At 72.6% G+C, this 23,694-nt stretch carries 23 protein-coding genes; 15 read left to right on the top strand and 8 right to left on the bottom strand.

Features of this window, described 5'->3' with window-relative positions:
• Positions 1-88 precede the first annotated feature (88 nt).
• Together ACH4J0_RS11340 and tdh are read right to left on the bottom strand one after the other, a co-directional pair.
• Positions 89-1,282 carry a glycine C-acetyltransferase gene (locus ACH4J0_RS11340; RefSeq protein ID WP_396238639.1) on the bottom strand — a complete coding sequence of 398 codons (1,194 nt, stop codon included), beginning with the start codon at positions 1,280-1,282 and terminating at the stop codon, positions 89-91.
• A 29-nt stretch (positions 1,283-1,311) separates the two neighbouring features.
• Positions 1,312-2,340, bottom strand: a complete 1,029-nt coding sequence (gene tdh / locus ACH4J0_RS11335) for an L-threonine 3-dehydrogenase (protein ID WP_396238637.1) — start codon at positions 2,338-2,340, stop codon at positions 1,312-1,314.
• Positions 2,341-2,794: 454 nt separating this feature from the next.
• Here tdh and ACH4J0_RS11330 point away from each other — a divergent pair, with 454 nt between their 5' ends.
• The gene (locus ACH4J0_RS11330) at positions 2,795-4,231 is read left to right on the top strand and encodes a serine hydrolase domain-containing protein (RefSeq protein WP_396238635.1); all 1,437 of its coding nucleotides are present in this window, start codon (positions 2,795-2,797) and stop codon (positions 4,229-4,231) included.
• Positions 4,232-4,333: 102 nt separating this feature from the next.
• Here the strand turns inward: ACH4J0_RS11330 and ACH4J0_RS11325 are convergent, their stop codons facing one another.
• Positions 4,334-5,395, bottom strand: coding sequence for an ATP-dependent DNA ligase (locus ACH4J0_RS11325; RefSeq protein ID WP_396238633.1), 1,062 nt, complete (start codon positions 5,393-5,395; stop codon positions 4,334-4,336).
• A gap of 66 nt (positions 5,396-5,461) precedes the next feature.
• Between ACH4J0_RS11325 and ligD the strand changes: the two genes are divergently transcribed.
• Genes ligD through ACH4J0_RS11310 form a run of 3 tightly spaced genes read left to right on the top strand, consistent with a single transcriptional unit; the run spans position 5,462 to position 7,788 of the window.
• On the top strand, positions 5,462-6,469 hold the full coding sequence (gene ligD / locus ACH4J0_RS11320; RefSeq protein ID WP_396238631.1) for a non-homologous end-joining DNA ligase: 1,008 nt from the start codon (positions 5,462-5,464) through the stop codon (positions 6,467-6,469).
• Between the two features lie 25 nt (positions 6,470-6,494).
• Positions 6,495-7,097, top strand: a complete 603-nt coding sequence (locus tag ACH4J0_RS11315; protein ID WP_396238629.1) for a class I SAM-dependent methyltransferase — start codon at positions 6,495-6,497, stop codon at positions 7,095-7,097.
• 40 nt (positions 7,098-7,137) lie between these two features.
• On the top strand, positions 7,138-7,788 hold the full coding sequence (locus tag ACH4J0_RS11310; protein ID WP_396238627.1) for a GNAT family N-acetyltransferase: 651 nt from the start codon (positions 7,138-7,140) through the stop codon (positions 7,786-7,788).
• A 4-nt stretch (positions 7,789-7,792) separates the two neighbouring features.
• On the opposite strand, the gene ACH4J0_RS11305 is transcribed toward ACH4J0_RS11310, so the two are convergent.
• Both ACH4J0_RS11305 and ACH4J0_RS11300 read right to left on the bottom strand, forming a co-directional pair.
• Complete coding sequence (locus ACH4J0_RS11305; RefSeq protein ID WP_396238625.1) at positions 7,793-7,936, bottom strand: hypothetical protein; 144 nt, start codon at positions 7,934-7,936, stop codon at positions 7,793-7,795.
• Positions 7,937-7,976: 40 nt separating this feature from the next.
• Positions 7,977-9,179, bottom strand: a complete 1,203-nt coding sequence (locus ACH4J0_RS11300) for an 8-amino-7-oxononanoate synthase (protein WP_396238623.1) — start codon at positions 9,177-9,179, stop codon at positions 7,977-7,979.
• A gap of 376 nt (positions 9,180-9,555) precedes the next feature.
• On the opposite strand from ACH4J0_RS11300, the gene ACH4J0_RS11295 reads away from it, so the two are divergent.
• The 5 genes from ACH4J0_RS11295 (at position 9,556) to ACH4J0_RS11275 (ending at position 15,484) form a co-directional block, all read left to right on the top strand.
• Positions 9,556-9,858, top strand: coding sequence for a hypothetical protein (locus tag ACH4J0_RS11295; RefSeq protein WP_396238621.1), 303 nt, complete (start codon positions 9,556-9,558; stop codon positions 9,856-9,858).
• Between the two features lie 115 nt (positions 9,859-9,973).
• On the top strand, positions 9,974-11,434 hold the full coding sequence (locus ACH4J0_RS11290) for a hypothetical protein (protein ID WP_396238619.1): 1,461 nt from the start codon (positions 9,974-9,976) through the stop codon (positions 11,432-11,434).
• Positions 11,431-12,123 carry a hypothetical protein gene (locus tag ACH4J0_RS11285; protein ID WP_396238617.1) on the top strand — a complete coding sequence of 231 codons (693 nt, stop codon included), beginning with the start codon at positions 11,431-11,433 and terminating at the stop codon, positions 12,121-12,123. Before ACH4J0_RS11290 ends, ACH4J0_RS11285 begins: the two co-directional genes overlap by 4 nt.
• Positions 12,124-12,166: 43 nt before the next feature.
• A complete protein-coding gene (locus ACH4J0_RS11280) occupies positions 12,167-12,901 on the top strand; it encodes a hypothetical protein (protein ID WP_396238615.1) in 735 nt (244 codons plus the stop codon).
• Between the two features lie 63 nt (positions 12,902-12,964).
• Positions 12,965-15,484, top strand: coding sequence for a DEAD/DEAH box helicase (locus ACH4J0_RS11275; protein WP_396238953.1), 2,520 nt, complete (start codon positions 12,965-12,967; stop codon positions 15,482-15,484).
• Positions 15,485-15,531: 47 nt separating this feature from the next.
• Here the strand turns inward: ACH4J0_RS11275 and ACH4J0_RS11270 are convergent, their stop codons facing one another.
• The gene (locus ACH4J0_RS11270) at positions 15,532-16,386 is read right to left on the bottom strand and encodes a hypothetical protein (protein WP_396238613.1); all 855 of its coding nucleotides are present in this window, start codon (positions 16,384-16,386) and stop codon (positions 15,532-15,534) included.
• Positions 16,387-16,624: 238 nt separating this feature from the next.
• Here ACH4J0_RS11270 and bioB point away from each other — a divergent pair, with 238 nt between their 5' ends.
• The 6 genes from bioB to ACH4J0_RS11240 all read left to right on the top strand — a co-directional run bounded on the left by bioB (position 16,625) and on the right by ACH4J0_RS11240 (position 22,402).
• Positions 16,625-17,830, top strand: a complete 1,206-nt coding sequence (gene bioB / locus ACH4J0_RS11265) for a biotin synthase BioB (protein ID WP_396238611.1) — start codon at positions 16,625-16,627, stop codon at positions 17,828-17,830.
• Between the two features lie 81 nt (positions 17,831-17,911).
• Positions 17,912-19,216: an adenosylmethionine--8-amino-7-oxononanoate transaminase gene (locus tag ACH4J0_RS11260; protein ID WP_396238609.1), complete on the top strand. Its 1,305-nt coding sequence runs from the start codon at positions 17,912-17,914 to the stop codon at positions 19,214-19,216.
• Positions 19,213-19,971 (top strand): dethiobiotin synthase, encoded by a 759-nt coding sequence (bioD, locus tag ACH4J0_RS11255; protein ID WP_396238607.1) that lies wholly within the window; start codon positions 19,213-19,215, stop codon positions 19,969-19,971. The genes ACH4J0_RS11260 and bioD overlap by 4 nt, the downstream gene beginning before the upstream one ends.
• A gap of 53 nt (positions 19,972-20,024) precedes the next feature.
• Positions 20,025-20,471: a hypothetical protein gene (locus ACH4J0_RS11250; RefSeq protein WP_396238605.1), complete on the top strand. Its 447-nt coding sequence runs from the start codon at positions 20,025-20,027 to the stop codon at positions 20,469-20,471.
• A 105-nt stretch (positions 20,472-20,576) separates the two neighbouring features.
• On the top strand, positions 20,577-20,813 hold the full coding sequence (locus tag ACH4J0_RS11245) for a hypothetical protein (protein WP_396238603.1): 237 nt from the start codon (positions 20,577-20,579) through the stop codon (positions 20,811-20,813).
• Positions 20,814-20,947: 134 nt separating this feature from the next.
• Positions 20,948-22,402 carry an aminopeptidase P family protein gene (locus ACH4J0_RS11240; RefSeq protein WP_396238601.1) on the top strand — a complete coding sequence of 485 codons (1,455 nt, stop codon included), beginning with the start codon at positions 20,948-20,950 and terminating at the stop codon, positions 22,400-22,402.
• Between the two features lie 115 nt (positions 22,403-22,517).
• Here ACH4J0_RS11240 and ACH4J0_RS11235 read toward each other — a convergent pair whose 3' ends face one another.
• Together ACH4J0_RS11235 and ACH4J0_RS11230 are read right to left on the bottom strand one after the other, a co-directional pair.
• A complete protein-coding gene (locus tag ACH4J0_RS11235) occupies positions 22,518-22,955 on the bottom strand; it encodes a GNAT family N-acetyltransferase (protein ID WP_396238599.1) in 438 nt (145 codons plus the stop codon).
• A 58-nt stretch (positions 22,956-23,013) separates the two neighbouring features.
• Positions 23,014-23,685: a class I SAM-dependent methyltransferase gene (locus ACH4J0_RS11230; RefSeq protein ID WP_396238597.1), complete on the bottom strand. Its 672-nt coding sequence runs from the start codon at positions 23,683-23,685 to the stop codon at positions 23,014-23,016.
• Positions 23,686-23,694 lie beyond the last annotated feature (9 nt).

Raw genomic sequence — 23,694 nt, 5'->3', positions numbered from 1 at the left:
GATTCCCCACCGCCGCACGGTAGTTGTGAGCCCGCGGGACGGACCGGTTCCGAGCGGTCCGGCCCGCGGGCGGTCTATCGGGGGACGGTCACTCCCCCAGCGCGGCGCGCGCGTCCACGAAGGCGGCGACGGCGCGCTCGACGTCCTCGGTGGAGTGCGCCGCGGAGAGCTGCACGCGGATCCGGGCCTGGCCGTGCGGGACGACCGGGTACGAGAAGCCGATCACGTAGACGCCGCGCTCCAGCAGGAGTTCGGCGAGGCGCCCCGCCTTCGCCGCGTCGCCGATCATCACCGGGGCGATCGGGTGGTCACCCGGCAGGATCTCGAACCCGGCCTCGGTCATCTTCGTGCGGAACAGCGCGGTGTTGGCCGCCAGCTTCTCGCGCAGCTCGTTGGACTGCTCGACCAGGTCGAGCACCTTCAGCGAGGCGGCCGCGATCACCGGGGCCAGCGAGTTGGAGAACAGGTACGGGCGGGAGCGCTGGCGCAGCAGGGCGACGATCTCGCGCCGGGCGGCGACGTAGCCGCCGGAGGCGCCGCCGAGCGCCTTGCCCAGGGTGCCGGTGATGATGTCCACCCGGTCCATCACGCCGTGCAGTTCGGGGGTGCCGCGGCCGCCGGCGCCGACGAAGCCGACGGCGTGCGAGTCGTCGACCATGACCATGGCGTCGTAGCGGTCGGCCAGGTCGCAGATCTCGCGCAGCGGGGCGACGTAGCCGTCCATCGAGAAGACGCCGTCGGTGACGATCAGCCGGCGGCGGGCGTCCTGGGTCTCCTTGAGCTGCTGCTCCAGGTCGGCCATGTCGCGGTTGGCGTAGCGGTGGCGGCGGGCCTTGCTGAGCCGGATGCCGTCGATGATGCTGGCGTGGTTGAGCGCGTCGGAGATGACGGCGTCGTTGGCGTCGAGCAGGGTCTCGAAGACGCCGCCGTTGGCGTCGAAGCACGAGGAGTAGAGGATGGTGTCCTCCTGGCCGAGGAAGGCCGAGAGGCGGTCCTCCAGCTCCTTGTGCACGTCCTGGGTGCCGCAGATGAAGCGGACCGAGGCCATGCCGTAGCCCCAGCGGTCCAGCGCGTCCTTGGCCGCGGCGAGCACCTCGGGGTGGTCGGCCAGGCCGAGGTAGTTGTTGGCGCAGAAGTTCAGCACCTCGCCGGGACGGCCGCCGCCGGTGACGGTGACCGCGGCGCTCTGCGGGGTGCCGATGACCCGCTCCGGCTTGAACAGGCCGGCCTCGCGGATCTCGTCCAGGGTGGTGGCGATGTCGGCGCGCACGTTGTCGAACACAACAGGCTCCTTTGGCGTCAGCGGGGTGCTCAGGCGGTCCAGTCGAGGATGATCTTGCCGCAGTTGCCGCTCGCGGCGTCGTCGAAGGCGGCCTCGAAGTCGGTGGCGGCGTAGCGGCCGGTGATCACCGGGCTGAGGTCCAGGCCGCCTTCCAGCAGCACGGACATCGCGTACCAGGTCTCGAACATCTCGCGGCCGTAGATGCCCTTGATGGTGATCATCGAGGTGACGATCGAGGCCCAGTCGACCGGGAACTGCTCGGCCGGCAGGCCCAGCATGGCGATCTTCCCGCCGTGGGTCATGTTGGCGATCATCGACTGCATCGCCTCGGGGCGGCCGGACATCTCCAGGCCGACGTCGAAGCCCTCGCGCAGGCCCAGCTTCTGCTGGCCCTCCTCGATCGTGTGCTCGGCGACGTTGAGCGCCAGCGTCACGCCGACCTGGCGGGCCAGGTCGAGGCGGTACGGGGACACGTCGGTGATCATCACGCTGCGGGCGCCGGCGTGCTTGGCGACGGCGGCGGCCATGATGCCGATCGGGCCGGCGCCGGTGACCAGGACGTCCTCGCCGACCAGCGGGAAGGACAGCGCGGTGTGCACGGCGTTGCCGAAGGGGTCGAAGATCGCGGCCACGTCGAGGTCGACCGGCACCCGGTGCACCCAGACGTTGGAGGCGGGCAGGGCCACGTACTCGGCGAAGGCACCGTCGCGGTTGACGCCCAGGCCGATGGTGTTGCGGCACAGGTGGCGGCGGCCGGCCAGACAGTTGCGGCACTTGCCGCAGACCAGGTGGCCCTCGCCGCTGACCAGGTCGCCGATGGCGATGTCCGCGACGCCGGCACCGAGCTCGGCGACCTCGCCGACGAACTCGTGGCCGAGGACGAGCGGGGTCTTGATGGTCTGCTGCGCCCAGCCGTCCCACTTGCGGATGTGCAGGTCGGTGCCGCAGATGCCGGTCCGCAGGACCTTGATCAGCACCTCGCCGGGGCCGATCTCGGGCTTGGGGACGTCCATCAGCCAGAGCCCGGGCTCGGCGTTCTGCTTGACGAGTGCCTTCACGGGCGACGGCTCCTGACGTGCGGATCGGGGACGGCCTCGGGGTGCTGGCAAGGCCGGGCGCGGTTCGGCCGCTCCTGACGGGCACGTTCCGGCAGGCAGAAATCTGCCTGGTGGGAGGGGGTTCGGTCCATCGAGGAATTCTTAAGGGCGGCCACAGCTGGGCTGAACGATCGTGCCCGAGCCGGGGGCGCGGGCGGCCGCGGCATGCCGGTGCTCACCCGTCCGGCCGAGCGCGGAGCACCGGCGGCGACACCAACCGGGCCTCGCACCCGGGTACTTGACAACGCGGCGCCAGCAGTACGGGCCACTCGGGTGGCCATTGGATCCGTTCGGGCCAGCCGGACCGCCACCGGCGCGCGGGCGTCCGAGGACGGTGCTTACGGTGGCGGGGCTCCCCTGCGGCCCGTGGAGCAGGCGCTCCGGGGCCCTTCGCCCCAGAGAGGCGCCTCGACACATGACCAAGACCCGACGGCCGCGCCCGGCCGCGTCCCGCACCGCCGCTCCCCGCACGGCCGGCCGCGCGGCCGCCGCCGCCCTCGCCCTCAGCGGTCTGCTCGCCACCGCGGCCTGCTCCGGCGACTCGAACCCCTCCCAGCAGGGCGCCGGCCAGGCCGTCACCGCCGAACCGGCCGCGCTCAGCCCGTCCGCGGGCGCCGGCGGCTCGGGCGGCTCCGCCTCGGGGAGCGCCTCCGGGAGCGCCTCCTCCAACGCGGTGGTGGCGCTGACCCCCGCCGTCACCGGCCAGCTGGACGCCGCGATCCAGCGGGTGCAGAAGCAGGCGGGCGTCCCCGGCATCTCGGTCGGCATCATCACGCCGAGCGGCACCTACCAGAAGTCCTTCGGCGTCGCCGACAAGAACGCCAACACGCCGATGGACCCGGGGATGTTCAGCCGGATCGGCAGCGAGACCAAGACCTTCACCGCGACCGCCGTGCTGCGCCTGGTGGACCAGGGCAAGGTCGGCCTGGACGACCCGATCTCCAAGTACGTGGACGGCGTCCCCGGCGGCGACGGGATCACCGTCCGCCAGCTCGGCGAGATGCGCAGCGGCCTGTTCCCGTACACCTCCGACCCGGACTTCGTGAACGCGTTCATCAACGACCCCAACCGCGTGTTCACCCCGGACCAACTGCTCGCCTACGGGTACAAGCACCCCGCCGTGTTCCCGCCCGGGTCCAAGTTCCAGTACAGCAACTCCAACTACATCCTGCTGGGCAAGCTGATCGAGAACGTCAGCGGGCAGTCGGCCGGCGACTTCCTCCAGGCCCAGGTGTTCGGCCCGGCCTCGCTGGACAGGACGAGCTTCCCCACCGACGGGACGCTGCCCGACCCGCACGCCCACGGCTACACCGACCAGACGCCCGACGGGTCGGTCCAGGACGCCACCAACTGGAACCCGTCCTGGGCCTGGACGGCCGGCTCCGTCGTCACCACCCTGGCCGACCTGGAGAGCTGGGCCAGGACCGTGGCCACCGGCTCGGTCATCAGCCAGGCCGGCCAGACCCAGCGCATGCAGACCCTGCCGACCGGCGACCCCAACGTCTCCTACGGCTTCGGCCTGTTCGACAACAACGGGTGGATCGGCCACAACGGCTCGATGCCGGGCTACGAGAGCGTCGCGGTGTACATGCCGGAGGCGCAGAGCACCCTGGTGATGCTGCTCAACACCGACGCGCTCTCCCAGGGTCAGGAGCCGTCGACGCTGTTCGCCAACGAGATCACCAAGATCATCTCGCCGCAGCACGTCTACGCGCTCCCCACGCAGACCGCCTCGCCGTCGGCCCCGGGCTCGGCCTCCGGTTCGCCCTCCGGCTCTCCGAGCGGCAGCGGCTCCGGCAGCGGCTCCCCGAGCGCGCTGCCCACCAACACGGCCTCGACCGTGCGGACTTGATCCCGGTCATCCCCGGTCCCGGCCTTCCCCGGTCCTGGGATTCCCGCAGCCGACCGGCCCGACCCGGTCGACCGGGTCGGGGCACCCCGCACTGACCACCCGTCACATCCCCAGCACCTGGCGGAGGTCGTAGGAGACCGGCTCCTCCAACTGCTCGTAGGTGCAGCTCTCCGGCGTGCGGTCCGGCCGCCAGCGGCGGAACTGCGCGGTGTGCCGGAAGCGGCTGCCCTCCATGTGGTCGTACGCCACCTCGACCACCCGCTCGGGGCGCAGCGCGATCCAGGACAGGTCCTTGCCGCCGGTCCACCGGCTGACCGCCCCCGGCAGCCGGCCCTCGGCGTGCGCAGCCTCCTCCGCCCAGGCGCCCCACGGGTGCCGGGCGAGGTCGGCCGTCCTGAGCGGGGCCAGTTCCTCGACCAGTTCGCGCCGGCGGGCCATCGAGAAGGCCGCGCAGACGCCGACGTGCTGGAGCTTGCCCTGCTCGTCGTGGATGCCCAGCAGCAGCGAGCCGACCACCGGCCCGCTCTTGTGCTCGCGGTAGCCGGCCACCACGCAGTCGGCGGTGCGTTCGTGCTTGATCTTGTACATGGTGCGCTCCCCCGGCCGGTACGGCTGGTCCAGCGGCTTGGCCACCACCCCGTCCAGTCCGGCGCCCTCGAACTCGGCGAACCAGGTCTGCGCGAGCTCGCCGTCGGTGGAGGCGGGGGCGGTGAACACCGGGTCCTCCGCACTGCCCAGCGCCGCCTCCAGAGCCGGGCGGCGCACCGAGAGCGGCTCGTCGACGAGCGAGTCGTCACCGAGGGCGAGCAGGTCGAAGGCGACGAAGGAGGCGGGCGTCCGCTCCGCCAGCAGCCTGACCCGGCTCGCGGCCGGGTGGATCCGCTCCAGCAGCTCCTCGAAGCGCAGCCGCCCGTCCCGGGCGATCACCACCTCGCCGTCCAGCACGCAGCGCGGTGGCAGCTCCCGCCGGAAGGCCTCGACCAGCTCGGGGAAGTACCTGGTCAGCGGCTTGCCGGTGCGGCTGCCGAGCTCCACCTCGTCGCCGTCGCGGAACACGATCGTCCGGAAGCCGTCCCACTTGGCCTCGTACTGCATCCCCGGCGGGATCTTGGCCACCGACTTGGCGAGCATCGGCGCCACCGGCGGCATCACAGGCAGGTCCATGGCTCCCAGCCTCGCTCCGCCGGGCTCGGGGCGCGCGCCGGGCGCCGCGCCCTTACCGTGAGGGGCATGGGCTCAGCCGTCGAACTGGAAGTCGCCGGGCGCACCGTCCGGCTGTCGAACCCGGACAAGGTGTACTACCCCGAGCGCGGCTTCACCAAGCTGGACGTCGCGCAGTACTACCTGGCCGTCGCCGACGGGGTGCTGCGCGGACTGCGGGACCGGCCCACCACCCTCCAGCGCTTCCCCGACGGGGTCGACGGCGAGTTCTTCTACCAGAAACGCGCCCCCAAGGGCCTGCCGGACTGGCTGCCCACCGCCCGGATCGAATTCCCCAGCGGCCGCTCCGCCGACGAGATCTGCCCCACCGAACCGGCCGCCGTGCTGTGGGCCGCCAACCTGGGCTGCCTCACCTTCCACCCCTGGCCGGTCCGGCGCACCGACACCGACCACGTCGACGAGCTGCGCATCGACCTCGACCCCCAGCCCGGCACCGGCTTCCGGGACGCCGTCCGTGCCGCCCACGAACTGCGCGCCCTGCTGGAGGAACACGGACTGCGCGGCTGGCCCAAGTCCTCCGGCGGGCGCGGCCTGCACGTCTACGTCCCGCTCGTGCCCGAGTGGACCTTCACCGACGGCCGGCACGCCGTGATCGCCCTCGGCCGGCTGCTGGAACAGCGGCTGCCCGGGAAGGTCACCACCGCCTGGTGGAAGGAGGAACGCGGCGAACGGATCTTCGTCGACTACAACCAGATGGCCCGCGACCGCACCATCGCCTCCGCCTACTCCCTGCGCGCCCGCCCCCGCGCCACCGCCTCCACCCCGCTGCGCTGGGAGGAGCTGGACGACGCCGCCCCCGAGGACTTCGACCTGCGGACGGTACCCGCCCGCTTCGCCGAACTCGGCGACCTCAACGCGGAGATGGACGGCCACGCGTACCGGCTGGACGGCGTGCTGGAGCTGTACGAGAAGCAGCTGCACGACGAGGGCCTCGGCGAACTCCCGTACCCGCCCGACCATCCGAAGGCCGCGGGCGAACCGACCCGGGTCCAGCCGAGCCGGGCCCGCAGGAAGTAGCGGGAAGCCGGTCTAGTCTGACCGGATGCCCTTCGACCACAACGACCACTACCACCGGTTACTGCTGCGCTCCCTGCCACCCGGCGCCCGCCGCGCCCTGGACGTCGGCTGCGGCACCGGCGCCTTCGCCCGGGCGCTCGCCCGGCGGGGCATCGACGTGGACGCCGTCGACCGCGACGAACCCGTGCTCACCGCCGCCCGAGCACGCGGCGACTCGTCGCGGATCCGGTACCGTCAGGCGGACCTCACCGCGCTCGAACTGCCGCCCGGCCGGTACGACTTCATCTCCTGCCTGGCCAGTCTCCACCACCTGCCGCTCGGCACCCTGGCCCGGCTGCGCGACGCCCTGGCGCCCGGCGGGGTGCTGGTCGTGCTGGGCTGCTACCGGGAGACCACCGTCGGAAACCGGCTGACCAGCCTCGCGGCGGTGCCGGTGAACGCGTTCTGCCGGCTCGCCGTCCACCTGCGCGAGCGCGGCGCCCCGCCGTCCCGCGTCCAGGCCCCGGTCACGATGCCGCGGACCTCCCTGCCCGAGATCCGGGCGTACGCGCGGCAGCACCTGCCGGGATTCCGGGTGCGCCGGCTGCTGTTCTGGCGGTACCTCCTGGCGTACCGCCGCGCGCGGTGATCGACTGAGCGGGACGACTTTTCTCCGGGAGGGAACGGACATGGGTGTGCGAGGGCTGGCGGAGATCCTGGCGGACGCGGCGGGCGGAGTGTTCCCCCCGCCGGACGGGGCGGTCACCGTGGTGCCGCAGCCGGCGCCGCGCGAGGCCGGGGTGCTGGCCCTCGCCGCCCACGCCGTGGTGTTCACCGACGAGGCCCCGGAGTGGGTTCGCGAGACGCTCGCCGCCGCCGGCGGCGACCCGCTGTCCGCACCGCTCTGCCCACCCTTCCTCACCGCCTTCGCCGAGCGCACCGGGCGCACCGTCAACAACATCGACCTGCTCACCGTCGCCGACCGCCTCCCCGGCGCCCCGCCGCTGCCGCTCGCCCCGGTCGAGGACCGCGAACACCCCCGGGTGGTACGGGCGTTGCGCTACCGCGAGGACGTCCGGGTGCACGAGGCCGACGGCGGTGTGCTGATCCTCGGCCGCGGCGTGGCGGGCCGCTGGGAGGCCGCCATCGAGGTCGAGCCGCACGCCCAGGGCCGCGGCCTCGGCCGCGCGCTCGCCACCGCCGCCCGCCACCTGCTGCCCGACGGCGCGGTCGTCTGGGCCCAGCAGGCCCCCGGCAACGCCCCCAGCGTCCGCGCCTTCCAGGCCGCCGGCTACCGGCCGGTCGGCGCGGAGGCGCTGCTGGTGGTGGGGCAGCCGTAGGGCCTCACTGCACCAGAACCCGGTCGGCTTCGTCGAGCACCGCCTGCCAGTCGGTCGCCGTGGTGTCGTCGACGCCCAGGTCCGGCAGGGTCGCCCCGTCGCTCGGGTCGAACATGTACGCCACGTCGTCCCAGATCAGATCGGCCATCCCGCCAGGGTTCCCCCAGCCGGCCCCTTCCGCCAAGCGGTTATTCGCTCCGCGCGCCCGCGGGGGCGAGGTCGGCGACGATCCGGACGGCGCCCGCGATCTGGGCGTCGGTGAGGTCCCCGCGGGCGGTGAGACGGAGGCGGGAGATGCCGTCCGGGACGGACGGGGGGCGGAAGCAGCCGACGGCGAGGCCCGCGTGGAGGCAGTCGGCGGCCCAGGTGACGGCCGCCTCGGGGCCGGGGGCGCGGACGGAGACCACGGCCGCGTCCGGCTCGCAGGCTCGCAGGCCGGCGGCGGTGAGGCGGGCGGCGAGCGTGCGGGCGACCTCGCGGGCCCGGTCGGCGCGCTCCGGTTCGGCGCGCAGCAGGCGCAGGGCGGCGAGGGCGGCGCCGGCGGCGGCCGGGGCGAGGCCGGTGTCGAAGATGAACGTACGGGCGGTCTCGGTGAGGTGGCGGATCACCCTGCTCGGGCCCACCACGGCGCCGCCCTGCGAACCGAGGGACTTGGACAGCGTCATGGTGGCGACGGTGTCCGGTTGCCCGGCGAGCCCGGCCGCGGCCAGCGCGCCGCGGCCGCCGGGGCCGAGCACGCCCAGTCCGTGGGCGTCGTCCACCAGCAGTGCGGCCCCGTGCGCCCGGGCGGCCCCGGACAGCCCGGGCAGCGGCGCCGCGTCGCCGTCCACCGAGAACACCGAGTCGGTGACCACCAGGGCCCGCCGCTGGGTCCGCCCGGCGAGGACCTCGGCGACGGCCGCCGGGTCGCTGTGCGCGGCCCGGTGGACATCGGCCCGGGCGAGCCGGCAGCCGTCGATCAGCGAGGCGTGGTTGTAGGCGTCGGACACGATCAGGGTGTCCGGGTCGGTCAGCGCGGTGAGCGCGGCGAGGTTGGCGGTGTACCCGGAGGAGAACACCAGCGCGGCCTCCACCCCGCAGAACTCGGCGAGCTCCTGCTCCAGTTCGGTGTGCAGCGCGGTCGTGCCGGTGACCAGCCGCGAGCCCGTCGCCCCGCCGCCCCACCGCAGCGCCGCCTCCCCCGCAGCGCGGGTCACCACCGGGTGCCGGGTGAGCCCCAGGTAGTCGTTCCCGGCCAGGTCCAGCACCTGGTCCTCCGCCCGACGACTGCGCAACCTGCGGGTCAGCCCGGCGTCGGCGCGCAACTCGGCGGCCTCGTCGAGCCAGTCGAAGACGTGCGCCGGGGCGGGCCCGGCGGCGGTGTGCGGTGCGGAGGTGAGCGGGAGGGTCATGCCCGGCACTCTGGCACGCCCCGCGAGACGGCGGCAATGTGCGACTCCACACAGCATGGGCAGGGCTTTCTTGTCGCCATTCACCTTTTGTTTACCTGATGTGAATCAAAGAGACATTCCCTATTTCCCCACTTACTGCCGCTTCGCTCACCCTGACAACAGGTGCCACCAGGACGGCAATACTTTCGGGTACGCTCCATGGCGATCTACACCTGGGGGCGGACACGTGACAGACCTCGAATTCGAGCGTCGAATGAATCCTTGACTCTTCGACGACAAGGGCAATCTGACCGAAGCGGCCAAGAAGCAGTTCCCGGACCTGGCCGGCAGCAACGCCGCCCCGGTCTCGCTGAACCCGGCGGGCGGCGGCGCAGCCGTGACGGTCAACACCGGAATGCTCCAGCAGGCTGCCCAGAACGCCTTCGCGCTGCGCGACTCCGTCACGTCCGAATGCGGCCAGCCCGGCGACCACGTCGCCGCCGCGGCCGGCGCACTGAAGGGGTGGTCCCTCGGCGGCGCACTCACCGGCTCCTGGGGCACGTGGTCGAGTCAGGTCGACTTCCTGAAGGGCACCGTGGGCGACATGGGCACGAACCTGCAGACCACCGCCCAGACGTACGACAAGACCGAGCGCGACATCCACGCCGGCTTCGACAAGGCACAGGGCGCGAAGAGCTAGCCGCAGCACAAGCGGGGGGAAGCAGCACGATCATGGTGACATTCAGCCAGCTCCAGCAGGTCGACCTCAGCAGCCTCGACTCGGCGGCGGGCGACTTCGAGGCCCTGGTCCGCAAGTGGGACCTCACCCAGCGGATGCAGAACGAGGTCATCGGCACCATCACGAGTCCGGCTGGCACGGTGACGCCGCCGGCCTCGCCAACGCCAAGCTCACCTGGGCCCGCGACCAGATCCACGCCGCCTTCGAGGAGGCCTCGGCACTGGCCAAGACCCTTCGGGACGCCCACACCGAGATCACGGCCGCCAAGCAGGACCTCGCCAATGCCCTGCACGACGCCACCGCGGCCGGCCTCACCGTCAACGGCGAGGGCGCGGTGAGCTGGCCCGCGCCCACGACCGAGGAGGACAAGCGCGACCCGGAGTACGGCAGGAGCTGGAAGGCCAAGGCCGATTCCGCGGCCAAGGCCATCGGCGACGCGATCGACCGTGCCACCGAGGCCGACCTCGACGCCGCCAGGGCCCTGGGCGACGACACCGGCAGTGACGGCACCGCCTTCAACGCCCATCCGGCCGGCGGCATCCCGGAGGAGGAGGCCAGGATGGCCACCTACATCCTCAGCCTCGGCGACAAGGCCACCGACGCGCAAATCAAGAACCTCCAGAACATCCTGGACCACTACAACCAGGACCCCCGCTTCGCCAGCAGCTTCTACGGCGGCCAGGACCCGGCGACCTTCCTGGCGAAGTACGGCGCCATGGCGCAGAGCGGGGACTACGCCAACAGCCCGGCCCGCAGCGCCGCCGTCAAGGGCATCCAGAAGGACCTCGGCCTCACCCTGGCCACCGCGACCGACACCAAGCAGCCGTTCCACGTCTCGGACGACTGGGAGACCAAGCTGCGAGCCGCCGGCGCCACGCAGATCCCCGTGCCCCCCGGTGCCGACCCGGCGCACAGCCCGTACGGCTACCAGATCCTCGCCAACGTGCTGCGCAACGGGAAGTACGACCCGCACTTCCTCGACCCGATCGCCGCGCACGTCACCCAGCTGACCAACGAGAATCCGATGCGCTGGGACGCCGCGACGAAGGCCTCGTACCCGTTCACCGAGCTCAAGTTCATCGGCGTGCCCGACAAGGACGGCAATGTCCGCGGCGTCAACCCGATGTCCGCCGTCCTGGACGCACTCGGGCACAGCCCTGAAGCAGCCACCAAGTTCTTCCACGACACGCCTACGACGTACAACCCCGACGGCACGGTCAAGAGCCACGGCGGCGAGAACACCTATCTCAAGATGCTCACCGACAACGGCTCCCGGTCCCTGCTGCTCGACCAGCAGTACCCGCCCCGGCCGAACCCGGGCACCGCCGACCCCTTCGACGTCACCTCCCTGGGGCACGCCCTGGAGGCCGCGACCACCGGCCGGGCGTACGACGACGTGCACGGCAAGTTCCCTCCGCACACCAGCGACATGAACGCCGTCATGCAACAGGTTGTGACCAGGTTCGGCACCGCCGACGGTCCCGACCTCCTCAACGGCGGAGGTTCTCGAACCTCAACGGCAGCCTCGGCAACATGACCGCCAACTACATCGGCGACATCCAGGGCGCCCTGGAAGGACCGGGCGCCGACTCGCACCTCTTCAAGACGGGCGAGGTCGAACGCCTGCTGGGCACACTCGGCCGGAACCCGGACGCCTACGCCTCGATCGCTGCCGGGCAGCAGGCCTACACCACCGCCCAGATCCAGGACGTGCTGGCCCACCCCGAGTTGCACAAGGACCTGGCCGTGGCGGTCGAGAACATCGCCAAGCCGGCCGGTCAGGTCAACGGCCTCATCACGAGCGCCATGGTCGACGTGGTGTACAACAAGCACACCGCCAGCGACGCCGAGTACAACGCCGCCATCGACACCAAGCGGGAACTCGCCGGCCAGCTCTGGTCGTTCGCCGGCGACGCGCTGAAGGAGCGGGCGCCCCTGATCGGCGAGGGCATTGACAACGTGGCCAACCAGATCATGGACAACGTCGCCGCCGGCTACAAGGTGGACACCCACAACGCCGCGAGCGACGAGGCCGTCACCGCGAAGCAGAACGCCGAGGCCAACTCCCAGCAGGCGATCCTCAACGCGGTCCGCGACGCCGGCTGCGTTACGGGCGCCGACCCGAACTACATCAACGACGTGGCCCGGCGAGCCGCCCAGGAGGAGAACACCGGCTACGGCAGCGGCTGGGACTCCTTCGCCACCGCCTTCCCCAAGAAGAACTAGGCCCCGGACGCCGCACCCAGGCCACGACCGAGAGTGTTGAGACATGGTTGACGTCGCCCACATCACCCCGCCGTCCCCGGACGACCCGCCCCGGCGCCGGTCCCGGGTCCGCCCCTGGCACGCCGCCGTCGCCCTCGCGGCCGCGGCGGCCGTGGGCGGCGGGTTGTGGGCGTGGAAGCCCTGGCAGGAGGTGGAGCTGCCGCAGAGCGCCTGCTGGTCCCTGGTCACCAAGGACCAGCTCAAGGTGCTCGCGGGCCCGGACGGCCGTGGCTACGAGGGCACCCGTCAGGACCGGATGGCAACCCCGTCGGACCCGGTCAACGGCGACCGGTACGGCAAGTGCGAAGTCTGGTGGGCCGGGCAGCACACGACGGCCGACGTCCTGCTGTCGGCAACCGTCTCTCCCGCGTACGACGGGATCGACGCCGACCGACAGAAGGACACCCGGGAGGCCGGTCGCACCATGCCACTGGATTTCGGCCCCGACACAGTGGGCTGGGTGGCCGACGCGGGCGGCGACAAGTCGCCCCGGGTGCGGTTGTACGTCCGGTGCGGCGGCTACCAGCTGCCGCCGGAGCTCCGTAAGGCCGAGGCCGACCCGGCGTACGTCCAGGTCTCCGTCGACGGCGAGCCCTGGGTCTCCGCCGCGCCCCGTGCCAGGATCCGGCAGACGTACGCCGATGTCGCCCTGAAGATCGCGCGGGCCGCCCCGGGCGCGTACAGGTGCGCCAACACCCCCCGGCTCGCCCACACCGCCCCGACCGTTCCCGTCGAGTGATCCCGGGCTTTGCCCGGGGTGGCGGCGAGCAGGCAAGATAGCCGGGTGACCCTCCTTGATCTGATGCCGAAGCCCGCCACCCCCGACGCGCTGTACGAGACGTTCGCAGCCTGGGCGGAGGAGCGCGGGATCACGCTGTACCCGGCGCAGGAGGAGGCGTTGATCGAGCTGGTCTCCGGGAACAACGTGATCCTGGCGACGCCGACCGGGTCGGGGAAGTCCCTGGTGGCGGCCGGCGCACACTTCGCGGCGCTGGCGGAGGGGCAGCGGACCTTCTACACCGCGCCGATCAAGGCGCTGGTGTCGGAGAAGTTCTTCGACCTGGTGAAGATGTTCGGCACCGAGCAGGTCGGCATGATGACCGGCGACGCGAGCGTCAACCCGACCGCGCCGATCATCTGCTGCACCGCCGAGGTGCTGGCCCAGATCGCGCTGCGGGACGGCGCCCGGGCCGACATCGGCCAGGTGGTGATGGACGAGTTCCACTTCTACGCCGAGCCGGACCGCGGCTGGGCCTGGCAGATCCCGCTGCTGGAGCTGCCGCAGGCGCAGTTCCTGCTGATGTCGGCGACGCTGGGCGACGTCCGCCGCTTCGAGGAGGACCTGACCCGCCGCACCGGCCGCCCGACCACCGTGGTGCGCAACGCGACCCGTCCGGTGCCGCTGTTCTACGAGTACCGCCGCACCACCATGCATGACACCCTGGAGGAGCTGCTGCAGACCGGCCAGGCGCCGGTCTACGTCGTGCACTTCACGCAGAAGGAGGCGGTGGAGCGCGCGCAGTCGCTGATGAGCATCAACATGTGCTCGAAGGCGGAGAAGGACGCCATCGCCGACCTGATCGGCAACTTCCGCTTCACCACCAAGTTCGGCCGCAACCTGTCCCGTTACGTCCGCCACGGCATCGGCGTGCACCACGCGGGCATGCTGCCGAAGTACCGCCGACTGGTCGAACGCCTCGCCCAGGCGGGCCTGTTGAAGGTGATCTGCGGCACCGACACGCTCGGTGTCGGCGTCAACGTGCCGATCCGCACGGTGCTGTTCACCGCCCTGTCGAAGTACGACGGGCAGCGCGTGCGCATCCTGCGCGCCCGTGAGTTCCACCAGATCGCCGGGCGCGCGGGCCGGGCCGGCTTCGACACCGTCGGCCAGGTGGTCGCCCAGGCGCCGGAGCACGTGATCGAGAACGACAAGGCGATCGCCAAGGCCGGGGACGACCCGAAGAAGAAGCGCAAGGTGGTCCGGAAGAAGGCGCCGGAGGGCTTCGTCGGCTGGACCGAGGAGACCTTCGACAAGCTGATCGCCGCCGACCCGGAACCGTTGGTCTCCCGGTTCAAGGTGAGTCACGCGATGCTGCTGTCGGTGATCGGCCGCCCGGGCAACGCCTTCGAGGCGATGCGCAAGCTGCTCACCGACAACCACGAGGACAGGGCGGCCCAGCGCCGGCACATCCGCACCGCGATCGCGATCTACCGCTCGCTGCTGGAGGGCGGCGTGGTGGAGCGGCTGCCGGAGCCGGACGCCGAGGGCCGGATCGTCCGACTGACCCTGGACCTCCAGGAGAACTTCGCGCTCAACCAGCCGCTGTCCACCTTCGCGCTGGCCTCCTTCGAGCTGCTCGACCCGACCTCGCCCTCGTACGCGATGGACGTGATCTCGGTGGTCGAGGCGACCCTCGACGACCCGCGCCAGATCCTCGCCGCCCAGCAGAACAAGGCGCGCGGCGAGGCCGTCGGCGAGATGAAGCGGGACGGCATCGAGTACGAGGAGCGGATGGAGCGGCTCCAGGAGATCACCTACCCGAAGCCGCTGGAGGAGCTGCTCACCCACGCGTACGACGTGTACCGCCGGGCGCACCCGTGGATCGGCGACCACCAGCTCCAGCCGAAGTCCGTCGTCCGTGACCTGTACGAGCGGGCGATGACCTTCTCGGACTACGTCGGCTTCTACGAGCTGGCCCGCACCGAGGGCATCGTGCTGCGCTACCTGGCGGGTGCGTACAAGGCGCTGGAGCAGACCGTCCCCGAGGACGTGAAGACCGACGACCTCAAGGACGTCATCGCCTGGCTCGGCGAGCTGGTCCGCCAGGTCGACTCCAGCCTGCTGGACGAGTGGGAGCAGCTGGCCAACCCGACCGAGGCGGCCACCGCCGAGGTCACCCTCGACGACAAGCCGGCCCCGGTCACCGCCAACGCCCGCGCCTTCCGGGTGCTGGTGCGCAACGAGATGTTCCGCCGGGTCGAGCTGTGCGCGCTGGAGCACTGGGACGAACTCGGCGAGCTGGACGGCGAGTACGGCTGGGACGCGGACCGCTGGGCGGACGCGATGGACGGCTACTGGGACGAGTACGACGACCTGGGCACCGGCCCGGACGCGCGCGGCCCGAAGATGCTGATCATCGAGGAGGAGGACTCCGCCTGGAAGGTCCGGCAGATCTTCGACGACCCGGAGGGCGACCACGACTGGGGTATCAGCGCCGAGGTCGACCTGTACGGCTCGGACGAGGAGGGCCGGGCGGTGCTGCGGGTGACGGCGGTGGACCGGCTCGGCGGCTGGCCTCCCGTCGGGAACGCGGTTGAGTGACCGTCAAAAGGGGCCCGGCGCTAGCGCGCCGGACCCCTTGGCGTTTGTCACATCCAGACAAACGGCTGACCCGCCGCGTAAGACAGCGCCCGGGTGGCCTCGTCCAGGTTCGGCTCGCCGCCGGAGGCGGTCGGCGTCGGGGTGGACGGCGCCGGGTTCGAGGAGGCGGTGTCGGCCGGGCGGGCGTCGCCGGGGCGGGAGCTGGTGACGGTCACGTAGTGGCCGACCGCCTCGACCCGGGCCTCGCTGCCCGGCTTGGCGCTGCCGGCGGACGGGGCGGGCGCGAAGTTGGTGTCGGCGAGGATGAAGGCGACCGCGCCGGGCTTGCCGCGCAGGGTGTCGGCGGCCCTGGCGGCAGCGGCCTGATCGGCGAAGCGCAGCAGGGTGACGCTGCTGCACACCGGGTGGTCGACGCCGGTGAAGCTGACGATCAGGTAGGCCTGGCAGCCGCTGTCCTTGAGCAGCTCCTGGGTACGGTCCTGGAGCACCTCGTCGCACTTCTCGCCCTGCCGGATGCCGCCGCGCCGGGCCTTGTAGCCGGCGACCTCGACCGGGCGCTGGGCGGGGAACAGGTTGCCGGCGTTGAGGGCCTCGGGATCGGTGGTCGGCGGGGCGGCGCCCACCACCGGGGGCGTGCGGGCGGAGTCCGCCTTGGACGGGCCGAGGCCGGGTATGTAGTCGCCGGGCGTCGGGCGGGTGATGACCCATCCGCCGGCCACGACCACGACGGCCACGACGACCCAGCCGACCGCCCGGCGGGGGGTGAGCCGGGGGCCGCGCCCGCGTGCCGTGCCTGCGGATCCCGCCGCGGGAGTGTCCTCGGCGCCCCCGCCGGTCCGCAGTCCTGCCCGGCCGTCCTGGCCCTCTCCCGGAGTCGGGGTGCGCTCCCCCTGCGTGGTCATGGCGCAGATTCTAAGCACCCCCCGGGTGGCGTGGGTCACTGGGTGGGGGGGTTGTCGATCTTCGCTCCGGACGCCCTCGCACTACCCGCCGGTAACCTCGCTTCCGGCCCTCCGTCAAGCGCGTGACCAGCGCCGACGCCGTGAGCTTCGACACTGTGGCAATCGGCACATCCTTCCGGGGATCTTCTGGTGGGTTTGCTCTGGCGCCGTTCCGACGCCAGCAGGCAGGATCGGCCCCATGGATCTGCTCGATACCCTCACCGCCAAGGGCCTGCGCGGCGAAGTCCCGACCCACGAGGAAGCCCTCGCCGTCCTCGCCACCACCGACGACGAGCTGCTCGACGTGGTCGCCGCGGCCGGCAAGGTGCGCCGCCGCTGGTTCGGCCGCCGGGTCAAGCTCAACTACCTGGTGAACCTGAAGAGCGGGCTCTGCCCCGAGGACTGCTCCTACTGCTCGCAGCGGCTGGGCTCCAAGGCCGAGATCCTCAAGTACACCTGGCTCAAGCCGGAGCAGGCCGCCGACGCCGCCCGCGCCGGGGTGGCCGGCGGCGCCAAGCGGGTCTGCCTGGTCGCCAGCGGCCGCGGTCCGACGGACCGTGACATCGACCGGGTCACCGACACCATGGCCGCCATCAAGGACGCCGACCCCGAGGTCGAGATCTGCGTCTGCCTCGGCCTGCTGTCCGACAACCAGGCGGAGCGGCTCAAGGCGGCCGGCGCCGACGCGTACAACCACAACCTCAACACGTCCGAGAACACCTACGGGACCATCACCAAGACCCACACCTACGCGGACCGGGTCGACACCGTGCAGAAGGCCCACGGCGCCGGCCTGTCCGCCTGCTCCGGTCTGATCGCCGGCATGGGCGAGACCGACGAGGACCTGGTCGACGTGGTGTTCGCGCTGCGCGAGCTCGGCTCGGACTCCGTCCCGGTCAACTTCCTGATCCCCTTCGAGGGCACCCCGCTCGCCAAGGAGTGGAACCTCACCCCGCAGCGCTGCCTGCGCATCCTGGCGATGGTCCGCTTCGTCAACCCCGACACCGAGGTGCGGATCGCCGGCGGCCGCGAGGTGCACCTGCGCTCGATGCAGCCGCTCGGCCTGCACATCGCCAACTCGATCTTCCTCGGCGACTACCTGACCAGCGAGGGCCAGGCCGGCCAGGCCGACCTCGACATGATCAAGGACGCCGGCTTCGAGGTCGAGGGCGCCGGCGAGGCCACCCTGCCGCGCCACCGCGCCGACGTCGCCGAGGCGGCCGCGGCCGGCTCCTGCGGGACGGCCGCTTCGGCCTGCGGCAGCGGCGGCGGCTGCGGCCCGTGCGGCGGGCACTCCCACCCGGAGCCCGCGCCGGTCGAGGAGGGCACGGACGAGGAGCTGCGCAGCGACCTGGTCAAGGTCCGCCGTCGCGGCGCCGGCACCGAACTCGCCCCCAACGCCTGACCCTTCGGCACCCTTCGGCGCCCAGGCACGCTTCGGCGCCCCGGGGCGCCCGCCGTCGGAACACTTCGGAGAGACCTCACCATGTCCCAGCTGTCCGCGGACACGCTGCTCGCCCTCGACCGGGCGCACGTCTGGCACCCGTACGGGCCGATGCCCGGCACCGTCACCCCGTACGTGGTCGAGTCCGCCTCGGGCGTCCGACTGCGCCTCGCGGAGCCCGTCGCGGACGGACGGCGCGAGCTGGTCGACGGGATGTCGTCCTGGTGGGCCGCCATCCACGGCTACCGGCACCCGGTCCTGGACGAGGCCCTGCGCGAGCAGCTGGGGCGGATGAGCCACGTGATGTTCGGCGGGCTCACCCACGAGCCCGCCGTCCGGCTGGCCGCCCGGCTGGTCGAGATCACCCCGGAGCCGCTGCGGCACGTCTTCCTCGCCGACTCGGGCTCGGTGGCGGTCGAGGTCGCCATGAAGATGTGCCTGCAGTACTGGCAGTCGACCGGACGGCCGGAGAAGCGCCGACTGCTCACCTGGCGCGGCGGCTACCACGGCGACACCTTCCACCCGATGTCGGTCTGCGACCCGGACGGCGGGATGCACCACCTGTGGGGCGGGGTGCTGCCCGGGCAGCTCTTCGCACCGCAGCCGCCGGCCGGCTTCGACGCCCCGCTCGACCCCGGGTACGCGGCGCACTTCGAGGAGTTGATGGCGCGTCACGCCGACGAGCTGGCGGCCGTCATCGTCGAACCGGTGGTCCAGGGCGCGGGCGGCATGCAGTTCCACTCCCCCGCCTACCTGCGGATGCTGCGCGAACTCTGCGACCGGTACGGGGTGTTGCTGGTATTCGACGAGATCGCCACCGGCTTCGGCCGCAGCGGCGCGCTGTTCGCCGCCGACCACGCGGGCGTCTCCCCCGACGTGATGTGCCTGGGCAAGGCCCTCACCGGCGGGTACCTGACGCTCGCCGCCGCCCTGTGCACCGGCGAGATCGCCGACGGGATCAGCCGCGGCGAGATGCCCGTACTGGCACACGGGCCGACCTTCATGGGCAACCCGCTGGCCTGCGCGGCTGCCAACGCCTCGCTGGACCTGCTGCTCGGGCAGGACTGGGCGGTGCAGGTCAAGCGCGTCGAGACCGGGCTGGCCGAGGGCCTGGCCGCGGCCTCGGACGTGCCGGGCGTACGTGACGTCCGGGTCCGGGGCGCCATCGGCGTGGTGCAGCTGGACCACCCGGTGGACGTCCCGGCGGCGACCGAGGCGGCGGCCCGCGAGGGCGTCTGGCTGCGCCCGTTCCGGGACCTCATCTACACCATGCCCCCTTACGTGACGGAGGACGAGGACGTGGCACGGATCGCTGCCGCCGTGACCGCCGCGGCGGTGGCCGGATGAGCGCGCGCATCCTGTTCGTGACGGGCACCAACACGGACGTCGGCAAGACCGTCGCCACGGCGGCCGTCGCCTCGGCGGCGCTCCGGGCCGGGCGGAAGGTCGCCGTGCTCAAGCCCGGGCAGACCGGCGTGGCCCCCGGCGAGCCGGGCGACGCGGCGGAAGTCGCCCGGCTGGCCGGTGAACTGACGGTGCGCGAGCTGGCCCGCTACCCGGAGCCGCTGGCCCCCGACACGGCCGCCCGGCGGTCCGGCCTGCCCCGCCTCTCCCCCTCCGAGGTGGTCACGGCCGTCGCCGACCTCGCCGTCACCCACGACCTGGTCCTGGTCGAGGGCGCGGGCGGCCTCCTGGTCCGCTACGACGACCAGGGGCGTACGCTCGCCGACCAGGCCCGGGCCGTCCTCGACGCCGGCCTTCCGGCCGAGGTACTGCTGATCGCCTCCGCCGGGCTCGGCACCCTGAACATCGTCGCGCTCACGGCGGAGGCCCTCGCCGCCCGCGAACTGCCGCTCGCCGGCGTCCTGGTCGGCTCCTGGCCGGCCGACCCCGGCCTCGCCGAACGCTGCAACCTCGCCGACCTGCCGCGCTCCGCCGGCGCCCCGTTGCTCGGCGCCCTGCCGGAACGGGCGGGCGCGGCGGAGGACTTCGCTTCTGTGGCCCTCGCCTCCCTGGCCCCTGGGCTGGGCGGCACCTGGGACGCCGAGCACTTCGCACACGTCCACCGGCCGGAACCGGGCCCGCGTCCCTCGAAGGTGTGATCCCGGCGCCCAAACCGTGCGGGGTGCGGTACCGGCTCAATACCGTTCCGGGTATGACAGACGGGCTGACCGTGGACGAGGCCCTGCGGGCCTTGGCCGCCCTGGAGGCGGCGTGGAAGGACGACGACGAGGCCCTGTCCGCCCTTGCGGCGGGCGGGGCCGACGAGCGGCCGTTGCCGGCGCTGGTCGCCGCGTACGGCGAGCACGCGATGGACACCCTGATGGCGCTGGCCTTCGGCCTGCGGTCCAGCATGAGCGACGAGGAGATCGCCGAACTGTCGGACGCCGTCAGCGCCAACATCGGCGCGCGGATGAGCGCCCTGCTCACCCAGACCCTCAAGGCCTGGGGCACGGTCGCCGAGGCCGACGACCTCTCCGTCACCAAGATCATCGCCCACACCGTCATCGACGCCATGCGGGCCGTCACGGAGGACCCGAGCAAGACCGAGGTCCTCCCGCTGCTCGCGACCTTCCGCAACTACGCCCTCAACGGCGCCTGAGGGCGCGCAGTTCGCTCAGCGAGCTGAGCTAGCCGGGGCGCCCACGAGGGCGCCGGGGATCCTCCCCGACGCCCTCAGTGGCCTTCCTCGACCGGGAACGGTCCGGTGGCCCGGTGCAGCCGCGCCGGGCCACCGCCCGGCCGGTCGTGGTGGTACTGGTGGTGGGTCCTCTTCGGGGTCGCCGGCGCGGGCACCGTCGCCTGTGCGGCGATGACCCTGCCCGCGCACGTCGCCGCGGACCACCCGGCCTCACCGGTGGTGCTGTCCGTGTTCGCGGGGGCGTTCTTCGGTCTCCTCGTGGACGGGGAGAAGTGGACGGTGGGGGACTCGGACGGAGCATGAGGCGGGGCGGCCGGGCCCGGGCGCCCACCGCCCCCTTCTCTTCGGACCCCGTTCGATATACGGTACACAACGCTTGTTACGTACCCGGCAGGTCGGCGCGACGGTGCGCCGTATCCCCCTCTGGAGAGTCCGCTGTGACCGAGCCCGCCCAGCCCACCGAGTCCGCCCCGCCCATCAAGTACCGCAAGAACGGCCTCACGCGCGGGGTGACCGAGGAACTCGCCGAGAGCATGAAGCACGGCTGGGCGGACACCGAGCGCCACGCCCTGGAGCCGATCCCGCAGGCCGCCCACACCGAGCGCCGCCGGGCCGCGCTCTCCGCCGCCTTCCCGGGCGAGCTGCTGGTGGTCCCGTCCGGCAACCCCAAGGTGCGGGCCAACGACACCGACTACCCGTTCCGCCCGTCCTCCGACTACGTCTACCTGACCGGCGACCAGTCCCAGGACGCCGTCCTGGTGCTGGAGCCCACCGGGGACAGCGGCCACCGGGCCGTGCTCTACCTGCGCGACCGCTCCGACATCGAGAGCGGCGAGTTCTGGCTCGACGGCCACGGCGAGCTGTGGGACGGGCGCCGCAACAGCCTGACCGAGAGCGAGCGGCTGTTCGGCCTGCCCTGCCGGGACGTCCGCACCGTGCGCGCCGACCTCGCCGCGGCCACCGCCCCGGTCCGGGTGCTGCGCGGGCACGACGCCGGGGTGGAGGCGATCCTGCGGCAGAGGGCGACCGCCGAGCGGGACGCCGACTTCGAGGTCTTCCTGTCCGGAATGCGCCTGGTGAAGGACGAGTTCGAGATCGCCCAGCTGCGCCTGGCCTGCCAGGCGACCGCCCGCGGCTTCGAGGACGTGGTGCGCGTCCTCGGCACGGACGCCGCGACGCCGGAGCGGCTGATCGAAGGCACCTTCTTCGTCCGGGCCCGACTGGAGGGCAACGACGTCGGCTACGGCACCATCGCCGCCGCCGGGCCGCACGCCACCACCCTGCACTGGGTGCGCAACAACGGCCAGGCCCGCCCCGGCGACCTGCTGCTGCTGGACGCCGGCGTGGAGACCAACGAGCTCTACACCGCCGACGTGACCCGCACCCTGCCGGTCTCCGGCCGCTTCACCGACATCCAGCGCAAGGTCTACGACGCGGTGCACGCCGCCCAGGAGGCCGGCATCGCCGCCGTCCGGCCGGGCGCGGACTTCCGCGACTTCCACCACGCCGCCCAGCGCGAGCTCGCCGAACACCTCACCGCCTGGGGCCTGTTCGGCGACCTTCCCGCCGACAAGGTGTACGAGCTGGGCCTGCACCGCCGCTTCACCCTGGCCGGGACGGGCCACATGCTCGGCATCGACGTCCACGACTGCGCCCACTCCCGCACCGAGGAGCACGTCGACGGCCCGCTGCTGCCGGGCATGGTGCTCACCGTCGAACCGGGCCTGTACTTCCAGGAGAACGACCTGACGGTGCCGGAGGAGTACCGGGGCATCGGGGTGCGGATCGAGGACGACATCCTGGTCACCGAGGACGGCAACGAGAACCTCTCCGCCGACCTCCCCCGCGGCTCGGACGAGGTCGAGGCCTGGTTGGCCCGCCTGCGCGGCTGAGGGCCCGGGGCGGACTGACGTGCGGCCCCGGACACCTGCTCCGGGGGCCGCACGTCCCACGTCACCCCGACCTGCCGAGCGCGATCGCCGTCCGCCGCACCGCGGACGGCCGGAATCAGGCGGGCAACGGCTTGACCCAGCGGCTCCACCGGGGTTCGGGCCGGTAGCCGGCGGCCTGCCAGGTGCGGTGGCCGAGCGCGTTGTCGTCGAGCACCATCGCGTCGGCGCGCCGCCCGCCGAGTGCGGCGAAGCGCTCCTCGGCGGCGGCCAGCAGGGCGGCGCCGATGCCCCGGCGGCGGTGTTCGGGGTCGACGGCGAGGCGGTAGAGGTGGCAGCGCCAGCCGTCCCAGCCGGCGATGACGGTGCCGATCGGGGTGGTCGGGTCGTCGGCCGGGGCGGCGACGATCAGGCACTCGGGGTCGCGGGCGAGCAGCGCGGCCACGCCCGCCGCGTCGTCGGTGATGCTGGTGCCCCTGGCGGCTCGGGCCCAGAGGGCGAGCAGGGCGGGTATCTCCTCGGGCACGGCGGTCCGCAACACGATCTCTTCGTTCATGTCGGCCTGTCTAGCAAGGAGTTGCCCGGTACTGCTCGGAATTCCGCGCCGTGGACGGTCAGCCGAGGCGCCACACCGTGGTGGTCTTGACCGAGGCGTCCTCCAGGTCCGCCACCACCGGCACCTGGTAGGAGGCCACGGCGGTGAACCGTTCGCGGGGCAGGTAGGCCCGGCCCGGGTCGCCGACGATCACGGTGGCGCCGCGGGCGGCGGCGCGTTCCAGGAAGGGCAGGAAGCGGGCGGCCATGGCCCGTTCGTAGAAGACGTCCCCGGCGAGCACCACCTCGGCGGGGGCGCCGTCCCCGTCCACCAGGTCGACCAGTGCGCCCGCCACCCGTACGCCGTTGGCCTCGGCGTTCAGTCCGATCGCGGCCACCGCGTAGGCGTCGATCTCGGCGGCGCGCACCTCCCTCGCCCCGCGCAAAGCGGCCGCCACCCCGACCAGTCCGGACCCAGCGGCGATGTCCAACACCGCGCGCCCGTCCACCAGTTCGGGGTGGTCCAGCACGTAGCGCGCGACCGCCACCCCACCGGCCCAGGCGAACGCCCAGAACGGCGGCGGCAGTCCGTCCCGGCCGCGCTCGCGCTCGGTGGTCTCCCACAGCGCGATGGCGTCCTGCGCCATGTGCAGGCGGATCTCCGGCACGAAGGGAACGGGCGTCAGCTCCGTCTCCCGCCGGATGAAGGCGGGGTCGGCGTCGGCCCGAAGAGTTCGCAGCTCACTCGGCATGCCCGCAGC

It is taken from the genome of Kitasatospora sp. NPDC017646 (assembly GCF_044329365.1).
GTDB lineage: Bacteria > Actinomycetota > Actinomycetes > Streptomycetales > Streptomycetaceae > Kitasatospora.
This window is presented reverse-complemented; position numbering and strand designations above follow the sequence as displayed.